The 16544-nt window shown below is 73.7% G+C and carries 13 protein-coding genes; 9 read left to right on the forward strand and 4 right to left on the reverse strand.

Going from position 1 to position 16544, the window contains the following annotated elements:
- The first annotated feature begins 11 nt into the window (after positions 1-11).
- From ACZ462_RS06000 to ACZ462_RS06010, 3 genes are read left to right on the forward strand one after another with little or no spacing between them, the layout of a single operon-like run.
- Positions 12-455, forward strand: coding sequence for a hypothetical protein (locus ACZ462_RS06000; RefSeq protein ID WP_467809200.1), 444 nt, complete (start codon positions 12-14; stop codon positions 453-455).
- 12 nt (positions 456-467) lie between these two features.
- Positions 468-2615, forward strand: coding sequence for a hypothetical protein (locus tag ACZ462_RS06005; RefSeq protein WP_467809201.1), 2148 nt, complete (start codon positions 468-470; stop codon positions 2613-2615).
- Positions 2596-3276: a hypothetical protein gene (locus ACZ462_RS06010; RefSeq protein ID WP_467809202.1), complete on the forward strand. Its 681-nt coding sequence runs from the start codon at positions 2596-2598 to the stop codon at positions 3274-3276. The genes ACZ462_RS06005 and ACZ462_RS06010 overlap by 20 nt, the downstream gene beginning before the upstream one ends.
- Here the strand turns inward: ACZ462_RS06010 and ACZ462_RS06015 are convergent.
- Positions 3266-3682, reverse strand: a complete 417-nt coding sequence (locus ACZ462_RS06015) for an ATP-binding protein (RefSeq protein ID WP_467809203.1) — start codon at positions 3680-3682, stop codon at positions 3266-3268. The genes ACZ462_RS06010 and ACZ462_RS06015 overlap by 11 nt on opposite strands.
- Before the next feature lie 168 nt (positions 3683-3850).
- Between ACZ462_RS06015 and ACZ462_RS06020 the strand changes: the two genes are divergently transcribed.
- Both ACZ462_RS06020 and ACZ462_RS06025 read left to right on the forward strand, forming a co-directional pair.
- A complete protein-coding gene (locus ACZ462_RS06020) occupies positions 3851-4615 on the forward strand; it encodes a GntR family transcriptional regulator (protein ID WP_467809204.1) in 765 nt (254 codons plus the stop codon).
- 119 nt (positions 4616-4734) lie between these two features.
- Positions 4735-5328 carry a hypothetical protein gene (locus tag ACZ462_RS06025; protein WP_467809206.1) on the forward strand — a complete coding sequence of 198 codons (594 nt, stop codon included), beginning with the start codon at positions 4735-4737 and terminating at the stop codon, positions 5326-5328.
- Here ACZ462_RS06025 and ACZ462_RS06030 read toward each other — a convergent pair.
- Entirely contained in the window at positions 5318-6241 is a 924-nt protein-coding gene (locus tag ACZ462_RS06030; protein ID WP_467809207.1) for a hypothetical protein, read from the reverse strand. The genes ACZ462_RS06025 and ACZ462_RS06030 overlap by 11 nt on opposite strands.
- Positions 6242-6456: 215 nt before the next feature.
- Between ACZ462_RS06030 and ACZ462_RS06035 the strand changes: the two genes are divergently transcribed.
- From ACZ462_RS06035 to ACZ462_RS06045, 3 genes are all read left to right on the forward strand, one after another.
- Positions 6457-10335 (forward strand): ABC transporter ATP-binding protein, encoded by a 3879-nt coding sequence (locus ACZ462_RS06035; RefSeq protein ID WP_467809208.1) that lies wholly within the window; start codon positions 6457-6459, stop codon positions 10333-10335.
- A 142-nt stretch (positions 10336-10477) separates the two neighbouring features.
- Positions 10478-10879 carry a hypothetical protein gene (locus tag ACZ462_RS06040; RefSeq protein WP_467809209.1) on the forward strand — a complete coding sequence of 134 codons (402 nt, stop codon included), beginning with the start codon at positions 10478-10480 and terminating at the stop codon, positions 10877-10879.
- An 84-nt stretch (positions 10880-10963) separates the two neighbouring features.
- A complete protein-coding gene (locus tag ACZ462_RS06045) occupies positions 10964-12427 on the forward strand; it encodes a S28 family serine protease (protein WP_467809210.1) in 1464 nt (487 codons plus the stop codon).
- 31 nt (positions 12428-12458) lie between these two features.
- Here ACZ462_RS06045 and ACZ462_RS06050 read toward each other — a convergent pair whose 3' ends face one another.
- A complete protein-coding gene (locus ACZ462_RS06050) occupies positions 12459-14315 on the reverse strand; it encodes a glycoside hydrolase family 3 protein (RefSeq protein WP_467809211.1) in 1857 nt (618 codons plus the stop codon).
- A gap of 115 nt (positions 14316-14430) precedes the next feature.
- Positions 14431-15357, reverse strand: a complete 927-nt coding sequence (locus ACZ462_RS06055; RefSeq protein WP_467809212.1) for a LysR substrate-binding domain-containing protein — start codon at positions 15355-15357, stop codon at positions 14431-14433.
- Positions 15358-15480: 123 nt separating this feature from the next.
- Between ACZ462_RS06055 and ACZ462_RS06060 the strand changes: the two genes are divergently transcribed.
- Positions 15481-16458 (forward strand): EamA family transporter, encoded by a 978-nt coding sequence (locus ACZ462_RS06060; protein WP_467809213.1) that lies wholly within the window; start codon positions 15481-15483, stop codon positions 16456-16458.
- The last annotated feature ends 86 nt before the right edge of the window (positions 16459-16544 follow it).

Raw genomic sequence — 16544 nt, forward strand, 5'->3', positions numbered from 1 at the left:
AAGGGGGAGCGGTGTCCTTCGAGGGTGACTCAGGCCGGTCCGGGCAGTCCGCGGCGTCCGGGGGCCCGCCGCCGCAGATGCGGCTGAACCAGCTCGCCGCCGACCCGGGCGGCGGCGCCGCGGCGCCCGGCGGGCCCGGTGTGCTGGCCACGGCGCCTCCCGAGAAGAAGAAGGCCGCCAACACCATCGAGAACGTCCTCCAGCCCGGCACGACGAAGGCCGCGGACGCGGCCGACGAGCCGACCAGGACCGCGGTCAAGGCCCTCACCGGCTGGGATACGGCGGCCGGTCTGACGAAGGCGCACACGCACTGGGACGACCAGGTCAAGCGCCTGATGGGACGGCTGGACTCGGAGAAGGCGGCCCTGCGCGGGGCGTCGAACCTGTTCACCGGGCAAGACCAGCTGACGGGCCGGAGCTTCCAGCCGGTGCAGTCCAAGGTCACGGGACTCTAGGGGAGGCGGGACGTGCCGAGCTACACCGAGATCATGCAGACGGACCTCTCCGCGCTCACCACGGCCGCCGACGGCTGGAAGGCCATGGCGACGCAGTTCAAGACGATGGAAGATGTCTACAAGGACGAGGTCCAGAAGGTCTCCGCAGGCAACGGCTGGCTGGGCACCAGCGCCACGACCGCCGCCGGCAACTCCTCCGCCACCCGCCAGGAGTACGCGTCGGCGCAGAAGGAGGCGCTGGCCATGGAGTCGCTGCTCCGTGACGCGCACGCCCGGTTCACCGACCTCAAGGGCCGGCTCACGTCGGCCGTCGCGGACGCGCAGGCCGCCGGCATGAAGGTCTCCGACGCGGGCGTCGCGAGCTACGACTACTCCAAGGCCGACGCCGCCACGGCGAACGCCGTCCGGCACGACCCCGACCTCCCGGAGACCGAGCGCGCCTGGACCCGCCGGATCGCCGACACCGTCAAGGCCGTCACGGAGTTCGACGCGGACGTCAAGACCGCCCTGCTGAACGCGTCCGGCGCGGACGGCACCGCGATGTTCGGCTTCAACGCCAAGCCCGTCAACGACGTCGAAGCCGTGGAGGCGCTCGCCCTCACCCACAAGATCCGCCAGGGCAAGGCCTCCCCGGAGGAGCTGCGGCACTTCGACGAGGTCCTGAAGCAGAACTCCGGGGACAAGCACTTCGCCGAGGCGTACCTGCACGCGATGGGCGCGAAGGACACCCTCCTGCTCGCCGACCAGATGCACCTCGCGTCGAACGAGCGCGGCGCGCCGGCCGCCGAGCGGAAGCTCCACGAGTCGATCAACGCGGGCCTCGCCGGGACGATCGCCTCCGGCACCAAGGACCCGGACGGGTACGCGTACAAGCCGTTCGTGAACGGGCTCAAGGAACTCGGCCCGGAACTCGTCGCGAAGGGCCTGCGGCCGACGTACGGCTATCAGGCGCTGGTCACCCTCATGGCGAACGGCGACGGCTACGGCAAGCAGTTCCTCAACGACGTCGGCGACGGCATGATCGAGGCCGAGAAGTCCAAGCCGCACATGTACGACCACGCCTACGACCCGCAGCGCCCCGACCTGGCCGGGGACCCGCTGGACGGCCTGCTCGGCATCATGGCCAAGGACCCGGACTCGGCGACGTACTTCCTCGACCCCGAGGCGCCCGGCAACAAGAACGAGCACCTGAAGTACCTGCTCACCGAGCGCGACATGCCGGACCCCTACATCTCGACCGGCTACGGCCCGCCGATGGCGGTGCACGGCGACAAGACGGCCGGCCTCGGCGCGGCCCTCCAGGCGGCGGCGACCGGCCACACGGACGGCGAGAAGCTCGGCCCGCCTGGCCCGCACACGGAAGGCCAGGCCCGGGTCATGCACCACGCCGTGCGCCTCCTCGACCGGGAGATGGACGGCGACGAGTTCCCGAAGGACCTGGAGGGCCTGCGCCGCCCGATGGCGAAGGCGCTCGTCGACTACGTGGCGGACACGCACGACATCCTCGGCGGCCAGAAGTCCGACCTGGGCGGCATCAGCGGCAGCGACTCCATCCACGGTTCGGGCGACAAGGCCCAGATCGCGGTCGGGCAGGCCAGCCTGATCCGCGTCATGCGCGGCGTGGCCGACGACGGCCCGGCGTTCGCCCTGCTGGTTGAGGCCGAGCGCATGCACTCGGCGGAGCAGCTCACCGCAGCCGCCCCGTACAAGGGCGACCTGCACGGTGTGAGCGCGGACTGGGACAACAGGGCCCATGACATCGGCGTGGCGGCGGGCGCCCTCAACGGCATCGGCGCCGATGTCTACAAGGACAAGGAAGACGACCGGGTCAAGTGGGCCGAGGGCACGTCCGAGCACTCGGCCGCCTTCGCGAACTCACTCATCGGCGAGATTCCGATCGCGGGCACGGTCGGGGGCTCGCTCATCGACTCGCTCAAGTACGAGTGGGTCGCCGGCGTCAAGGAGGAGGCCGAGAGCCAGGGGAAGAAGGACTCCAGCTCGCATTACGGCGCGGGTATGGGAGCAACGAACGACATGCTTGAGGCGTGGGCCAAGGACCGCCAGATGATGCGCGATCCGGCCTTCGAGCACGCCCAGGACAAGGCACAGACCGGCTACACCAGTGGGAGGGATGCCGCCCGTGCGCATCTCCGCTCCTGACGCGCTCAAGGCGGTCGGACGGTCGGCGGTCGCGCTGCTGTGTGTACTTGCACTGGGAGCGTGTGATTCGGACGAGTCCGAAGCGAAGGCCGACCATCCGTGTGAGATCGCGCCCGGCTCCCAGGAGCAGGTGCTTCTGCGGGACATCCTCCGCGCGGACGGTTTTCAAACCGATGTCATGAGCAGCACGAGCCGTGCGGCCGAGCAGTTGGAGCTCCGGCTGCGAAGGCTGGATCCGAAGCAGCGGACAAACTCCTTCGACACGTGCGCGTACCGCCCCGCCGGTCAGGCGGGCGTAGAGCGCGCCAGGTTCGGATTCGGCTGGGTGGACCGCACATCGCCGAAGGTGAAACCGTCCCTGGACCAGGGCGTCCCGTTCGAGGCGAACGGCACGTTCGGCGAAGCCAACGACTTCTTCACGACGCTGCACGTCGAGTGCGTTCTGCCCGGGCTCGGCGACCTGCCGAAAGCCGCATGGCTGTACGCGGACGCCTCGTACACGGTCAACATCGGCCGGACGGACATCGACCAGGCAGCCCGGGACCGCCAGACGGCCCTGACGTACCTCATGACTCGCCGCATCACCGACGCGCTCGGCTGCGAGAACAAGCCCCTGGAGCAGCCCCCGACCGTGAAGCCGCTTCCCGCGCCTACCCCCTGACGGGGAACTCGGCCCACACCGTCTTGCCGATGCCGTGCGGGCGGGGGCCGTGGCCCCAACGGTCCGCCACGGCCGCCACCACCGCGAGGCCGCGGCCGCCTTCGCCGTCCGGCCCGTGAGGGGCCGGTTCGAGGTCGACGCAGTCGCCGGCATCGGCGACCTCGATCCGCAGGCACGCCCCGTCCCACACCGCCCGTACGCCGATCTCCCGGCCCCGGGGCGCCCGTGCGTGCCGTACGGCGTTGGTGACGAGCTCCGACAGCGCCAGCTCCGCCGCCTCCGCGGTCGGGTGCGCCACGCCCCACGCGCGCGCCTGCGCGCGGAAGAAGGCCCGCGCCCAGCCGGGGGTGCGGGGGCTGCGGGGGAGCAGCCAGGATGCGTCGTCGGGAGGGGCAACTGTGTCCACGTTCCTCACCTTGCCTATCTAGATAGGTGTTCAGTGAAGCGCCCTGCAGTGGCTGGGGCTCGTGGGTGTCTAGATATGTTCGCGAGTGTGTGATCAGGTATGCGAAAGCGGCCATTCGTGCCATCTGCCGCCCCCTACGCTGTCCGGAGATGATCGGGGAGGGATGGCATGCCTCGTGGCGCCGAGAAGCGGCAGCCCAAGTACCAGCGCATCGCCGCCGACTTGAAGGACGGCATGGCGTCCGGCCGGTACGGGCCCGGCGACCGGCTGCCCGGTGAGAGCGACCTGATGGCCACCTACGGCGTGGCCCGGATGACCGCCCGCCAGGCGTTCGCGGCGCTCCAGGCCGAGGGGCTGGTCGAGCCCCGCAAGGGTGCGGGCGTTTTCGTCCGGGAGTTCAAGGTCGGCATCCGGCGCCGCGGGATCCAGCGTCTCGCCGTCGAGGTGTGGGGCGCGGGCGGCTCCATCTGGGCCGCCGACGCCACCGGGCACGATGTCACCGTGCATGTGCTCGGCGTCGCCGAGGAGCCTGCCCCGCGCGCCGTGGCCGCGGTCCTCGAGGTTCCGGTCGGGGCGGCGGTCCTCGTACGGCGCAGGAAGTTCCTCCTCGACGGCAGGCCGGTCGTGCTCGCCACCTCCTACCTGGACGCCGCCCTCGCCGCCGGCACCCGTATCGCCGAGCCTGACACCGGCCCCGGTGGGGTCTACGCGCGGCTCGCCGAGCTCGGGCGGAGGCCCGTCCGGTTCCGGGAGGAGGTCCGGTCGCGGATGCCCGCGCCGGAGGAGGCCAAGGCCCTCGGGCTCGGGCCCGGGACGCCCGTCGTGCTGGTGTGCCGCACCGCGTTCGACGCCGACCGGCGGGTGGTCGAGGTCAACGAGATGGCGCTCGACTCCGCCGCGTACGTCCTGGAGTACGAGTTCGACGCCGTCTGACGCCCTTCAGGTGATGACGCTGGGTCACGGCCGGGATTCCGGGGCGGTCGGCGTCGGCTGTGGGAGCGTACCCGTGAGCCGATCCTCGTCGATCCGGGAGCGGAGGCGCAGACCCCGTCATGCCCGCAATTCCCCGAAGCCCCGCCGCAGCGGCGGCCGCGACGCTGCTGGCCGCCGTCCTCGCCGGCTGCCAGGAACCCGCACCGAACCCGCAGACCGTCTCCGTGCCACCCACGACGGCGGAGCCGTCCGACACCGGCACATCCTCGGACACGCTGTTCCTGGGGGAGAGCGCCCACCGGTCCCGGCCGACCATCCGCGTGCCCGCCGCGCCCGTGGGCGAGCCCGCCGTCCGGTACTTCGCCATCTACAACCCCGACAGTGAGGCCAAGACCGTAGAGCAGGTGTCCGCGGCCATCGACACAGGGGAGACCGACCTCGCGGAGGACAACTGCTCCGGCGTGGAACTGCCGCCCAAATTCAGCTGCCCGGTCGCGGTCCGGCACGTGGCCTCCGAGCCCGGTACCTACAGCGGGCAGCTCACGGCCGAAACCTCCGACGGCGGGGTCTACACCGCCGACATCACCGGCGAGGCGACCGGCGGCGAGACCACCGGCGGTACCGGGGAGCCGCCCGACCCGTCGCCCACGGCCGACGCCGAGCCCACGGACGCCACTCCCACCGGGGACCCGTCCACCGACGTCACGGGCTGATCTCCAGGCGGACGGAGTCGTCGTCGGGGATCACCGCCAGGCGGGGCTCCTGGCGGGAGAGGGCGTGGGAGATCAGGTAGAAGCGGGCCGGTGACTTCGCGAGGAGCCGGAACCCGCGGTACTGGTACCGGTACGGCGCCATGCCCGGGCCCCTGTCGACGAAATGGATGTCCTCCAGGTGGTGGGGGACGGGCACCCTCGAGTGGACGATGACCCGGGGGCACTCGTCGTCGACGCACCCCGTGGCCGCGAGGCCGACGGCCGCGGACCTGCCCGCCTGGTCCGCGTACCGCGCCATGGCGAAGAACAGGCTCAGCGTGAGCAGCCCGATCAGCAGGGCGCCGCCCGCCAGCCACAGGCGGTCGCCCGTGAGGGCGCCCGGGTCGAGGACGTCGCGCCGGGGCCGCCCCAGGTGCATCTGGACGGCGAAGAACGCCAGCGTCGCCCCCAGCGCCACGATCAGGCAGGGCAGGAACTCGCTCACCCACCCCTGCGGCAGCCAGGAGATCCGGCCCTCCAGGAAGAAGGCCGGGAAGCCCGCCAGGACCAGCAGCATGCCGGCGGCCAGCAGCGACAGCACGACCCTGCGGCGCACCGCCTGGCGGCCCGGCACCGCCAGGGCCCGGCCGACCGCGCCCAGCGCCAGCAGGACGACCAGCCCGCAGACCAGCAGCATCCAGAACGGGAAGAAGACGGCGGTCGGGCTCTTGGCGACGTACGCCTGGAGGGAGAGCTGGAGGTCGTTCGCCGGGATGCCGAAGTAGGCGTAGTACGCGTCCGTGTACGTCCGGCCGAAGTAGTAGAGGAGGCCGAGGACGACGGTCGCCGGGGCGGTCACGTACGCCGCCTTCTCCAGGACCGACCCCCGGCCGCGGCCCCCGTCAGTCGGCGGCTGCTCCTGCGGCTCGGGCATGCGCCCAGCATGGGGGCGCCCGCCGGGGGCCGCACGCGGGGCGGCGCCGCACGGCTGAGCCTGCCCCCGGCGGCGCCGGCGCGCTCACGCGGTCGGCCGCGCCCCGCGTGCGCCCGACCTGACACATACGCACCGTGGAAATGCTGCGGCGGGATGAAATCCGCCGGTCGGGGCGTTGGGGGAGGCGGCAGCGACGGACGACGGGGAGGCAGAACGTGGCGGCGGCGCAGACGGAGCAGACAGCCGGGGAGAGGTCCGAGGACGGCGGCCCGCCGGAGAAGGGCCAGGGCTGGGCCAGGCGGCTCGCGGCGTACACCTGGCGGTACAAGGCCAACGTGCTCCTCGCACTCGGCTCCTCGCTGGCCGGCATGGCCGTCACGGCGCTCGTCCCGCTCGTCACCAAGGTCATCATCGACGACGTCATCGGCGACCACAGCAAGCCCATGGCCCCCTGGGCCGGCCTGCTCGTCGGCGCCGCGCTCCTCGTCTACGCGTTCACCTACATACGCCGCTACTACGGCGGACGCCTCGCCCTCGACGTGCAGCACGACCTGCGCACCGACATGTACGCGACCATCGCCCGCCTCGACGGCCGGCGCCAGGACGAACTGTCCACCGGCCAGGTCGTCGGCCGGGCCACCAGCGACCTCCAGCTCATCCAGGGCCTGCTCTTCATGCTGCCGATGACCGTCGGCAACTTCCTCCTCTTCGGCATATCCCTCGGCGTCATGCTGTGGCTGTCGCCGCTGCTGACGCTCGTCGCACTGCTGATGGCGCCCGCCCTGTGGTTCATCGCCGAGCGCAGCCGCAGGAAGCTCTTCCCCGCCACCTGGTGGGCGCAGGGCCAGGCCGCCGCCGTCGCGTCCGTCGTCGACGGCGCCGTCACCGGCGTCCGCGTCGTCAAGGGCTTCGGCCAGGAGGAGCAGGAGACCGCCAAGCTGCGCGACGCCGGCCGCCGGCTCTTCGCGGGCCGGCTGCGGACCATACGCCTGAACTCCCGGTACACCCCCGCCCTCCAGGCCGTCCCCGCCCTCGCCCAGGTCGCCATGCTGGCCCTCGGCGGCTGGATGGCCACCCGCGGGCAGGTCACCCTCGGCACCTTCGTCGCCTTCTCCACCTACCTCGCCCAGCTCGTCGGCCCGGTCCGCATGCTGGCCATGGTGCTCACCGTCGGCCAGCAGGCCCGCGCCGGCGCCGAGCGCGTGTTCGAGCTCGTCGACACCGAGCCCGCCATCCGGGAGGGCGCGCACGAGCTGCCCGCCGACGCTCCCGCCACCGTCGAGTTCGACCGGGTCGTCTTCGGCTACGACCCCGAGCGGCCCGTCCTCGACGGGTTCTCCCTCTCCGTCCGCGCCGGCGAGACCGTCGCCGTCGTCGGATCCTCCGGCTCCGGGAAGTCGACGCTCTCCCTCCTCCTGCCCCGCTTCTACGACACCGACGGCGGCGCCGTCCGCGTCGGCGGGCACGACGTGCGGGACCTTACGTACGACTCGCTGCGCGCCGCCATCGGCCTCGTCCCCGAGGACTCCTTCCTCTTCTCCGACACCATCCGCGCGAACATCGCCTTCGGCCGGCCCGACGCCACCGACGAGGAGATCCGGGCCGCCGCCCGCGCCGCCCAGGCGGAAGGATTCGTCGAAGCCCTGCCCGCCGGATACGACACCAAGGTCGGCGAGCAGGGCCTGACCCTCTCCGGCGGCCAGCGCCAGCGCATCGCCCTGGCCCGCGCGATCCTCACCGACCCCCGGCTCCTGCTCCTCGACGACGCCACCTCGGCCGTCGACGCCCGCGTCGAGCACGAGATCCACGAGGCGCTGCGGTCCGTCATGGCGGGCCGCACCACCCTGCTGATCGCGCACCGCCGCTCCACGCTCGCGCTCGCCGACCGGATCGCCGTCCTCGACCGCGGGCGGCTCGCCGACATCGGCACCCACGAGGAGCTGGAGCGCCGCTCCGCGCTGTACCGGCGGCTGCTGACCGACCCGGACGCCCTCGCCGCCGGCTCGCCCCGCACCGCCGACGCCCCGGGCGCGGCCGGCGGGTACGAGCAGGACTTCGAGAAGGACATCGAACTCGAAGCCGAGATCGACGCCGAGCCGGTCAACGCCAAGCGGCGCGTCGCCGGCGGGATCACCCCCGAGCTGTGGCGCCGGCAGGAGGACTCCCAGAAGGCCGGCGCCCCCACCGCCGCGGCCGCGGCCGGCGGGCCCGGGGCGGTGTTCACCATGGCGGGCGCCGTCGGCGGGATGCCGGCCACGCCCGAGCTGCTCGCGAAGGTGGCCGCGCTGCCGCCCGCCGACGACGAGCCGGACGTCGACGAGTCCCGCGCGGCGGGCGCCGAGTCCAGCTACAACCTGCGCCGCCTGCTGCGCGGCTTCTGGGCGCCGCTCGCCGTCAGCCTCGGGCTCGTCGCCGCGGACGCGGCCGCCGGGCTGCTGCTGCCCGTCCTGATCCGGCACGGCATCGACCAGGGCGTCGAGCAGGCCGCGGTCGGCGCCGTCTGGGCGGCCTCCCTGCTGGCCCTGGCGGTCGTCCTCGGCCAGTGGGCGGCCCAGTTCGCCGAGACGCGGATGACGGGCCGGACCGGCGAGCGGGTGCTGTACGCGCTGCGCGTGAAGATCTTCGCCCAGCTCCAGCGGCTCGGCCTGGACTACTACGAGCGCGAACTCACCGGCAAGATCATGACCCGGATGACCACGGACGTGGACGCGCTGTCGACGTTCCTCCAGACCGGGCTGGTCACCGCCGTCGTCTCCGTCTTCACCTTCCTCGGCATCCTCGTCGCCCTCGTCGTCATCGACGCCGGCCTCGCCCTGATCGTCTTCGCGACCCTGCCCGTCCTCGTCGTCGGCACCGTCTTCTTCCGCCGCAAGTCGGTCGCCGCGTACGAGCTGGCCCGCGACCGGGTCAGCCTCGTCAACGCCGACCTCCAGGAGTCCGTCTCCGGGCTGCGCATCGTCCAGGCCTTCCGCAGGCAGGGCGCCGGGGCGGTCCGCTTCGCGGAGCGCAGCGACGCCTACCGGCAGGCGCGGGTGCGCGGCCAGTGGCTGATCTCGGTCTACTTCCCGTTCGTGCAGCTGCTGTCGTCGGGGGCGGCCGCGGCCGTCCTGATCGCCGGGGCGGGCCGCGTCGAGGCCGGCACGCTGACGCTCGGCGCGCTGGTCGCGTACCTGCTGTACATCGACCTGTTCTTCGCGCCCGTCCAGCAGCTGTCCCAGGTCTTCGACGGATACCAGCAGGCCACGGTGTCCCTCGGCCGGATCCAGGAGCTGCTGCGCGAGCCGACCGCGACGCCGGCCCCCGCCGATCCGCGCCAGGTGCGGGAGCTGCGCGGCGAGATCGCCTTCGAGGACGTGCGCTTCGCGTACGGCACCGCGCAGGAGCGCGGCGCGAAGGGCGACGCGCTGGCCGGGATCAGCCTGCGGATACCCGCCGGGCAGACCGTCGCCTTCGTCGGCGAGACCGGCGCCGGCAAGTCCACGCTGGTCAAGCTCGTCGCCCGGTTCTACGACCCGACGGGCGGCCGGGTCACCGCCGACGGCGCCGACCTGCGGGAGCTGGACCTGACGGCGTACCGGCGCCGCCTCGGGGTGGTCCCGCAGGAGCCGTACCTCTTCCCCGGCACCGTCCGCGACGCGATCGCCTACGGGCGGCCCGACGCGAGCGACGCCGAGGTCGAGGCGGCGGCCCGCGCGGTCGGCGCGCACGACATGATCGCCACCCTGGACGGCGGCTACCTGCACACCGTCGCGGACCGCGGCCGCAACCTGTCCGCCGGGCAGCGCCAGCTGATCGCGCTGGCCCGCGCCGAACTGGTCGACCCCGACGTGCTGCTGCTCGACGAGGCCACCGCCGCGCTCGACCTGGCCACCGAGGCGCAGGTCAACCGGGCCACGGACCGGCTGGCGGGCAAGCGCACCACGCTCGTCGTGGCGCACCGGCTGACCACGGCCGCCCGCGCCGACCGGGTCGTCGTCATGGACCGCGGCCGGGTCGCGGAGGACGGCACGCACGACGAGCTCCTCGCCCGCGGCGGCCGGTACGCGGAGCTGTGGCGGACCTTCGTGGGGGAGGACGAGCCGGCCGCCGCCTGAGCCGCCCCGCCGAACACGCCCGAGCCCCCCGGAACTTGCACCGTGGCAACCTTCCGGGGGGCTCGTGCGTCGTACGTCTGTGCGCGTCGCGTACGGGGGTACGGGTGGGGCGCGCCGGCGTTCCGGGGATGGGGGGACTGTGGTGGCACGGGAGCGCGAGGGGCGGGGCCGGGGGGTCCTCAGGGCGGGGGCGGCGCCCGCGGTGCTGCTGCTGTGTGCGGCGGGGCTGCTGGCGGCGCCGCCCGCGGCGGCGGCGACGGGCGGCTGCGAGGGCCGGCTGGTGAAGTCCCTGCCGTTCGCCGGCGGCGAGGTGCGCGTCTACAAGAGCCGTACGCAGGCCTGCGCGGCCGCCGTGGCCGACGCGCCGGGGGCGCGCCGGCCGATGGCGGTGTCCGTCCAGCCGCGTGGCGGGGTCCCCCTCCGCGATACGGGGCAATTCACCCGCTACGCCGGACCTGTCACGGTCGGGGCGATCAGCCGGTGTGTGTATGTAAAGGGGAGTATCGGGGCCGGGTCGGCCGAGTCCGGCTGGATCCTCTGCTGAGGACGGGTCCCAACCGGGTCTGGTCAGCGGCGTGTTGACCCCGCTAGGTTCACGGGCGACCGCAGTGAACAAAGGGGAGGGTGAATGCGCAAGACGCTTGGCCGGCTGCTGCCGCTCGCTGTACTGATCGGCACCATGGGCACGGCCGGCTTCACGGCTCAGGCGGCCACCGCCGCAGAGCCGGCCGCCGCGGCGCCGGCCACCGCAGGGCAGGCCGCAGCCGCTGACATCAAGGACCGGATCCTCGCCGTCCCGGGCATGAGCCTGATCGAGGAGAAGCCGTACGCCGGCTACCGGTTCTTCGTACTGAACTACGAGCAGCCGGTCGACCACCGGCAGCCGTGGAAGGGCACCTTCAAGCAGCGCCTCACCCTGCTGCACAAGGACGAGTCGCGTCCCACGGTCTTCTTCACCTCGGGCTACAACGTCAACACCAACCCGCGCCGCAGCGAGCCGACGACCATCATCGACGGCAACCAGGTGTCGATGGAGTACCGGTTCTTCAACCCCTCCCGGCCCGACCCGGCCGACTGGTCCAAGCTCGACATCTGGCAGGCGGCCAGCGACCAGCACCGCATCTTCACCGCCCTGAAGAAGATCTACACCAAGAAGTGGATCTCCACGGGGGCGAGCAAGGGCGGCATGACGGCCACCTACTACGAGCGCTTCTACCCCAAGGACATGGACGGCGTCGTCGCGTACGTCGCGCCCAACGACGTCGTCAACGACGAGGACTCGGCCTACGACCGGTTCTTCGCGAAGGTCGGCACCAAGGAGTGCCGCGACCGGCTGAACGCCGTCCAGCGCGAGGCCCTCGTCCGCCGCGAGCCCCTGGAGGCCAAGTACGCGGCCGCCGCCGCCGAGAACGGCTGGACCTTCCACACCGTCGGGAACCTCGACAAGGCCTACGAGGCCGTCGTCCTCGACTACACGTGGGCGTTCTGGCAGTACAGCCTGCTCGCCGACTGCGGCTCGATCCCGGACGCCAAGACCGCCTCCGACCAGGAGATCTGGGACTCCATCGACGCGATCTCCGGCTTCTCCGCCTACGCCGACCAGGGCCTGTCGACGTACACGCCGTACTACTACCAGGCCGGCACCCAGCTCGGCTCGCCCGACATCAAGCAGCCGCACCTCAAGGGCCTGAGCCGGTACGGCTACCAGCCGCCGCGCAACTTCGTGCCCCGCGACATCCCCATGACCTTCCAGCCGGCGGCCATGGCGGACATCGACACCTGGGTGAAGAACAACGCCCAGCGGATGCTCTTCGTCTACGGGCAGAACGACCCCTGGGGCGCAGAACCGTTCCGCCTGGGCTACGGCGCCCGCGACAGCTACGTCATGACCGCCCCCGGCGCCAACCACGGCGCCAACGTCGCCAAGCTCCGCGACGGCGACCGGGCGCTGGCCACCCAGCGGATCCAGGAGTGGGCCGGGGTCGCCCCGGCCGCTGCGGCCCTCGACGCCGGCCGCACCGCCCCGCTGGCCAAGCCGGACGCCCAGCTCGACAAGCAGGAACTGCGGCGCGAGCACCAGCTGCGCCCGTAGCCCCACCCGCCGGGCGCGGGCCGGCGTGCGGTCAGCCGTACGCCAGCCCGTGCCCCAGCGGGTAGCGGCCAGGCACCGGCACGGGCAGCCGGCCCGCCGGCAGCGCCGCACCCGTGACCACCCGGGCTGCCGCCCGCATCTCCACGTCCGACCACGTGTACGTGGCGAGCTCCGCCGCGCAGGTCGGCAGCCGGGCCGGGTCGTAGGGGTTGCGGAGCGCCACCGCTACCACCGGCACCCCGGTGGCCAGCAGGTCCTCCACCAGCTTCCGCTGCGGGCTCTCCCCCTCGGGGACGTTGTACGTGCACACCAGCACCGCGGTGTTCCCCGGGGCCGCCGCCGCGGCCCGGGCCGGCGGCACCGCCGTCGCCCGGCAGCCCAGCGCCGCCAGCTCCCGCGCCAGCACGGCCGTCGGCGGGCCCGTCGTGGCGCTCGGGGATGCCGGGTCGGTGCCGGTCACCAGCACCGCGGGCGCCGCCGACGCGTCCAGCGGCAGCAGCCCCAGCGGGTTGGCCAGCAGCGTCGTCGTGCCCGCCGCGATCTCGTCGGCGGCCGCCAGGTGCGCCGGCCTCCCCACCACGGCCGCCGTGTACCCGGCCGCGGTCTGCGGCCGGTCGAACAGGCCCCGGCGCGCCTTCATTTCCAGGACCCGCAGCACCGACTCGGCGACCCGCGTCTGCGCCAGCTCGCCCGACTCCACCGCCTGCACCACGGAGCGGAACGCCAGCCCCAGGTCGGGCGGGTTCAGCAGCTGGTCGCACCCCGCCTTCAGCGCCAGCACCGGCACCCGGTCGTCCCCGTACTTCTGCCGCACGCCCGCCATGTCCAGGGCATCGGTGACGACCACGCCCCGGAAGCCGAGCCGCTCGCGCAGCATGCCCGTCACGATCGGCCGCGACAGCGTCGCCGGATCCCCCGACGGGTCGAGCGCCGGGAAGACGATGTGCGCCGTCATCACGGCGTCCACGCCCGCATCCACCGCCGCCCGGAAAGGCGGCTCGTCCCACTCCTCCCACTGCTCCCGGGTGTGCCGCACCACCGGCAGGCCGACGTGGCTGTCGGTCTCCGTGTCGCCGTGCCCGGGGAAGTGCTTGGCCGTCGCCGCGATCCCCGCGCCCTGGTAGCCGCGTACCTGCGCCGCGACGAGCGCCGCCACCGCCTGCGGGTCGGAGCCGAAGGACCGCACCCCGATCACCGGGTTCGCCGGGTTGGTGTTCACGTCCGCCACCGGCGCGTAGTCCTGCCGGATCCCCATCGCGGCCAGCTCGGTGCCCGCGATGCGCGCCGCCCGGCGCGCCTCCGCCGCGGCCGGGGTGCGGCCGGTGCGCGCCCCCAGCGCCATCGCCCCGGGGAACAGCGTCGCCGGCTTGCCGATACGGGCCACCGCCCCGTGCTCCTGGTCCACCGAGAGCAGCAGCGGGATGCCCGCCCCCGTGCCGGCGGCGGCCTGCTGGAGGCCGGCGGCCAGCTCGGCGACCTGCTGCGGACTGCGGGTGTTGTGCGCCCAGGAGAACAGGACGACCCCGCCCAGGTGGTAGCGGGAGACCAGCTCGGCCGCGGTGCGGACCCCGAACAGCTCCTGGTTCTTCGCCGCGTCCGCGGGATCCGGGTCGGTCGCCGAGTGCCCGTAGGCCCGCGAGACGAACAACTGGCCGACCTGCTCCGTCAGGCTCATCCCGGCGACGGCCCGCCGCAGCGCGGCCAGGTCGGGCGCGGGACCGGGGGCGCGGTCGCCGGGGCGGGCGTCCCCGGAGCGGGACCCGACGCCGTGGGCGGAGCCGGGGCCCGCCGAGGAGTCGCGTACGGCGTACGCGGCCGCCCCGGCGGCCGTGGCGGCGGCCATGGCGGCCGCGGTGAGCAGGGACCGGCGCGAAGTGGGGTGCGGCACGCGCCGGACCCTACTGCCGGGCCGCGCCCCCACCGCCGAGGACACGGCCGGGGGTCCCCCGGACGGGGCCCGCACGACGGCCGCTCGTGCGCCGGCCCGCCTGCGCAGGGTCCGCCTACGCGGGGTCCGGTTGCGCGGCGCCCTCCTGCGCGGCCCAGTGCTCCCGCAGCGTCCGCACCGCCTCGGTGATGGCCGGGCGGCGGGCGGCTCCGGTGCGCCACAGGGCGTACAGGCGGCGCACCGGCCCCGGCTCCAGCGGCACCGCCACCGCTCCCGGCGGCAGCGCGCCGGTGCCGAGGCGGGGGACCACGGCCACCCCGAGCCCGGCCGCGACGAGCGCGACGATCGTGTGGTTCTCCTCCGCCACGTGCGCGACGTCCGGCTCGAAGCCGGCCGTGCGCAGCGTCCGCACCAGCCAGTCGTGGCAGACGCGGCCGGGCGGCTGGCACACCCACCGCTGTCCGCCGAGGTCCGACCGGCGGACCGCCGCCCGCCGCGTGAAGGGGTGGCCCTCGGGCACGACCAGGTCGCAGCGGTCGTGCCCGATCAGCGCCTGCTCGACGCCGTCGGGGGCGGGCAGCGGCGCGATGTCCCAGTCGTGGGCGACGGCCAGGTCCGTCACGCCGCGGGCCACCAGGTCCACCGACAGGTGCGGGTCGACCTCCGTCAGCCGTACGTCGAGCCCGGGATGGCGGCGGGCCAGCGCGGCCAGCACGCCCGGCAGCAGCCCGCGCGCCGCCGAGGCGAACGCGGCCACGGTCAGCAGCCCGCCCGGCTGCCCCCGTCGCTCCTCCAGGGTGGTCTCGGCCCGCTCCACGATCGCCAGCAGCTCGCGCGCGGTGCCGGCCAGGTGCCATGCCTCCTCGGTGAGCGCGATCCCGCGTCCGCGCCGCTCCAACAGGGTGGTCCTGGTCTCCCGTTCGAGCTTGGCGATCTGCTGGGACACCGCGGACGGCGTGTAGCCGAGGGCGGCCGCCGCGGCGGCGACGGAGCCGTGGACGGAGACGGCGTACAAGGCGCGCAGCCGGGAGAGGTCGAGCATGCCGACCATCGTAGGCAGGGCCCCCGGACCGGGGGCCGGGCCGTGGATTCATCACGGATGCTTCATCCATCGCGGAAGGAATCGTTGCTGGTGCTTCACGGTCGCCGCGCCGATGCTCGGATCATGCGTCCCGCACACACCGCCCTCGCGGTCCTCGTCGCCGCGGTCTGGGGCTTCAACTTCGTCGTCATCGAGATCGGGCTCGGGCACTTCCCGCCGCTGCTGCTGTCCGCCCTGCGCTTCCTCGCCGCCGCCCTGCCCGCGGTCTTCTTCGTGGGCCGGCCCAAGGTCGCCTGGAAATGGGTGCTGGGCGTCGGCGCGGCGCTCGGCATCGCGAAGTTCGGGTTCCTCTTCACGGGCATGGCCGCCGGGATGCCGGCCGGTCTCTCCTCCCTCGTCCTCCAGGTGCAGGCGGTCTTCACCGCCGCCCTGGCCGGCGCCGTGCTGCGCGAGCGGCCGGGGCGGGTCCGGCTGGCCGGGATGGCCGTCGCGCTCGGCGGGATCGCCCTGGCCGCCGCCGACCAGGGCGCGTCCGGGCCGGTGCTCGGCTTCACGCTGGTCGTCGCGGCCGCCGCCTGCTGGGGCGTCTCGAACGTGCTGACCCGCAAGGCGGCCCCGCCCGACGCGCTGAACTTCATGGTCTGGGTGTGCACCGTGCCCGTGCTGCCGCTGCTCGCGCTGTCGCTGCTGCTGGAGGGGCCCGAGCGGGACCTGGCCGCGCTGAGGGCCCTGGACTGGTCCGGGATCGCCGTCATCGGGTACGTCGCCTGGGTGTCGACCGTGTTCGGCTTCGGGGCCTGGGGGTACCTGCTGCGGCGCTACCCGGCCTCCTCCGTCGCCCCGTTCTCCCTGCTCGTGCCGGTGTTCGGGATGTCCTCGGCGGCTCTGGTGCTCGGCGAGGAGGCCTCCGGCGCGCGCCTGCTCGCCGCGCTGCTGCTGATCGGCGGGGTCGCGCTGACCTCGCTCGCCCCGACGGGTAAGGGAATCGCAAAGTCCGGCTCCGGTGTGCAACCCCCGGCGGGCCAGGCGGGTCTCATGATGCGTCGGCACTTCCGGGGAGGGATCCGGGGGGATCGGGAAGTACCGGCGAGGAGGGGGTGACCGCGAGGGGGTCCGGCCGCGAGGCCGGGCCCTTTTCCGGTTCCCGGGCCGCCCGTCCACAGGCCCGCCGGAGTGTCACGGGCGGA

It is taken from the genome of Streptomyces sp. NPDC031121, assembly GCF_055570615.1.

Coding starts and splice junctions, on each gene's coding strand:
- ACZ462_RS06060 (WP_467809213.1), top strand. CDS start 15,481: ATGCGTCCCGCACACACCGCCCTCGCGGTCCTCGTCGCCGCGGTCTGG.
- ACZ462_RS06030 (WP_467809207.1), bottom strand. CDS start 6,241: ATGCCCGAGCCGCAGGAGCAGCCGCCGACTGACGGGGGCCGCGGCCGG.
- ACZ462_RS06045 (WP_467809210.1), top strand. CDS start 10,964: ATGCGCAAGACGCTTGGCCGGCTGCTGCCGCTCGCTGTACTGATCGGC.
- ACZ462_RS06055 (WP_467809212.1), bottom strand. CDS start 15,357: ATGCTCGACCTCTCCCGGCTGCGCGCCTTGTACGCCGTCTCCGTCCAC.
- ACZ462_RS06025 (WP_467809206.1), top strand. CDS start 4,735: ATGCCCGCAATTCCCCGAAGCCCCGCCGCAGCGGCGGCCGCGACGCTG.
- ACZ462_RS06020 (WP_467809204.1), top strand. CDS start 3,851: ATGCCTCGTGGCGCCGAGAAGCGGCAGCCCAAGTACCAGCGCATCGCC.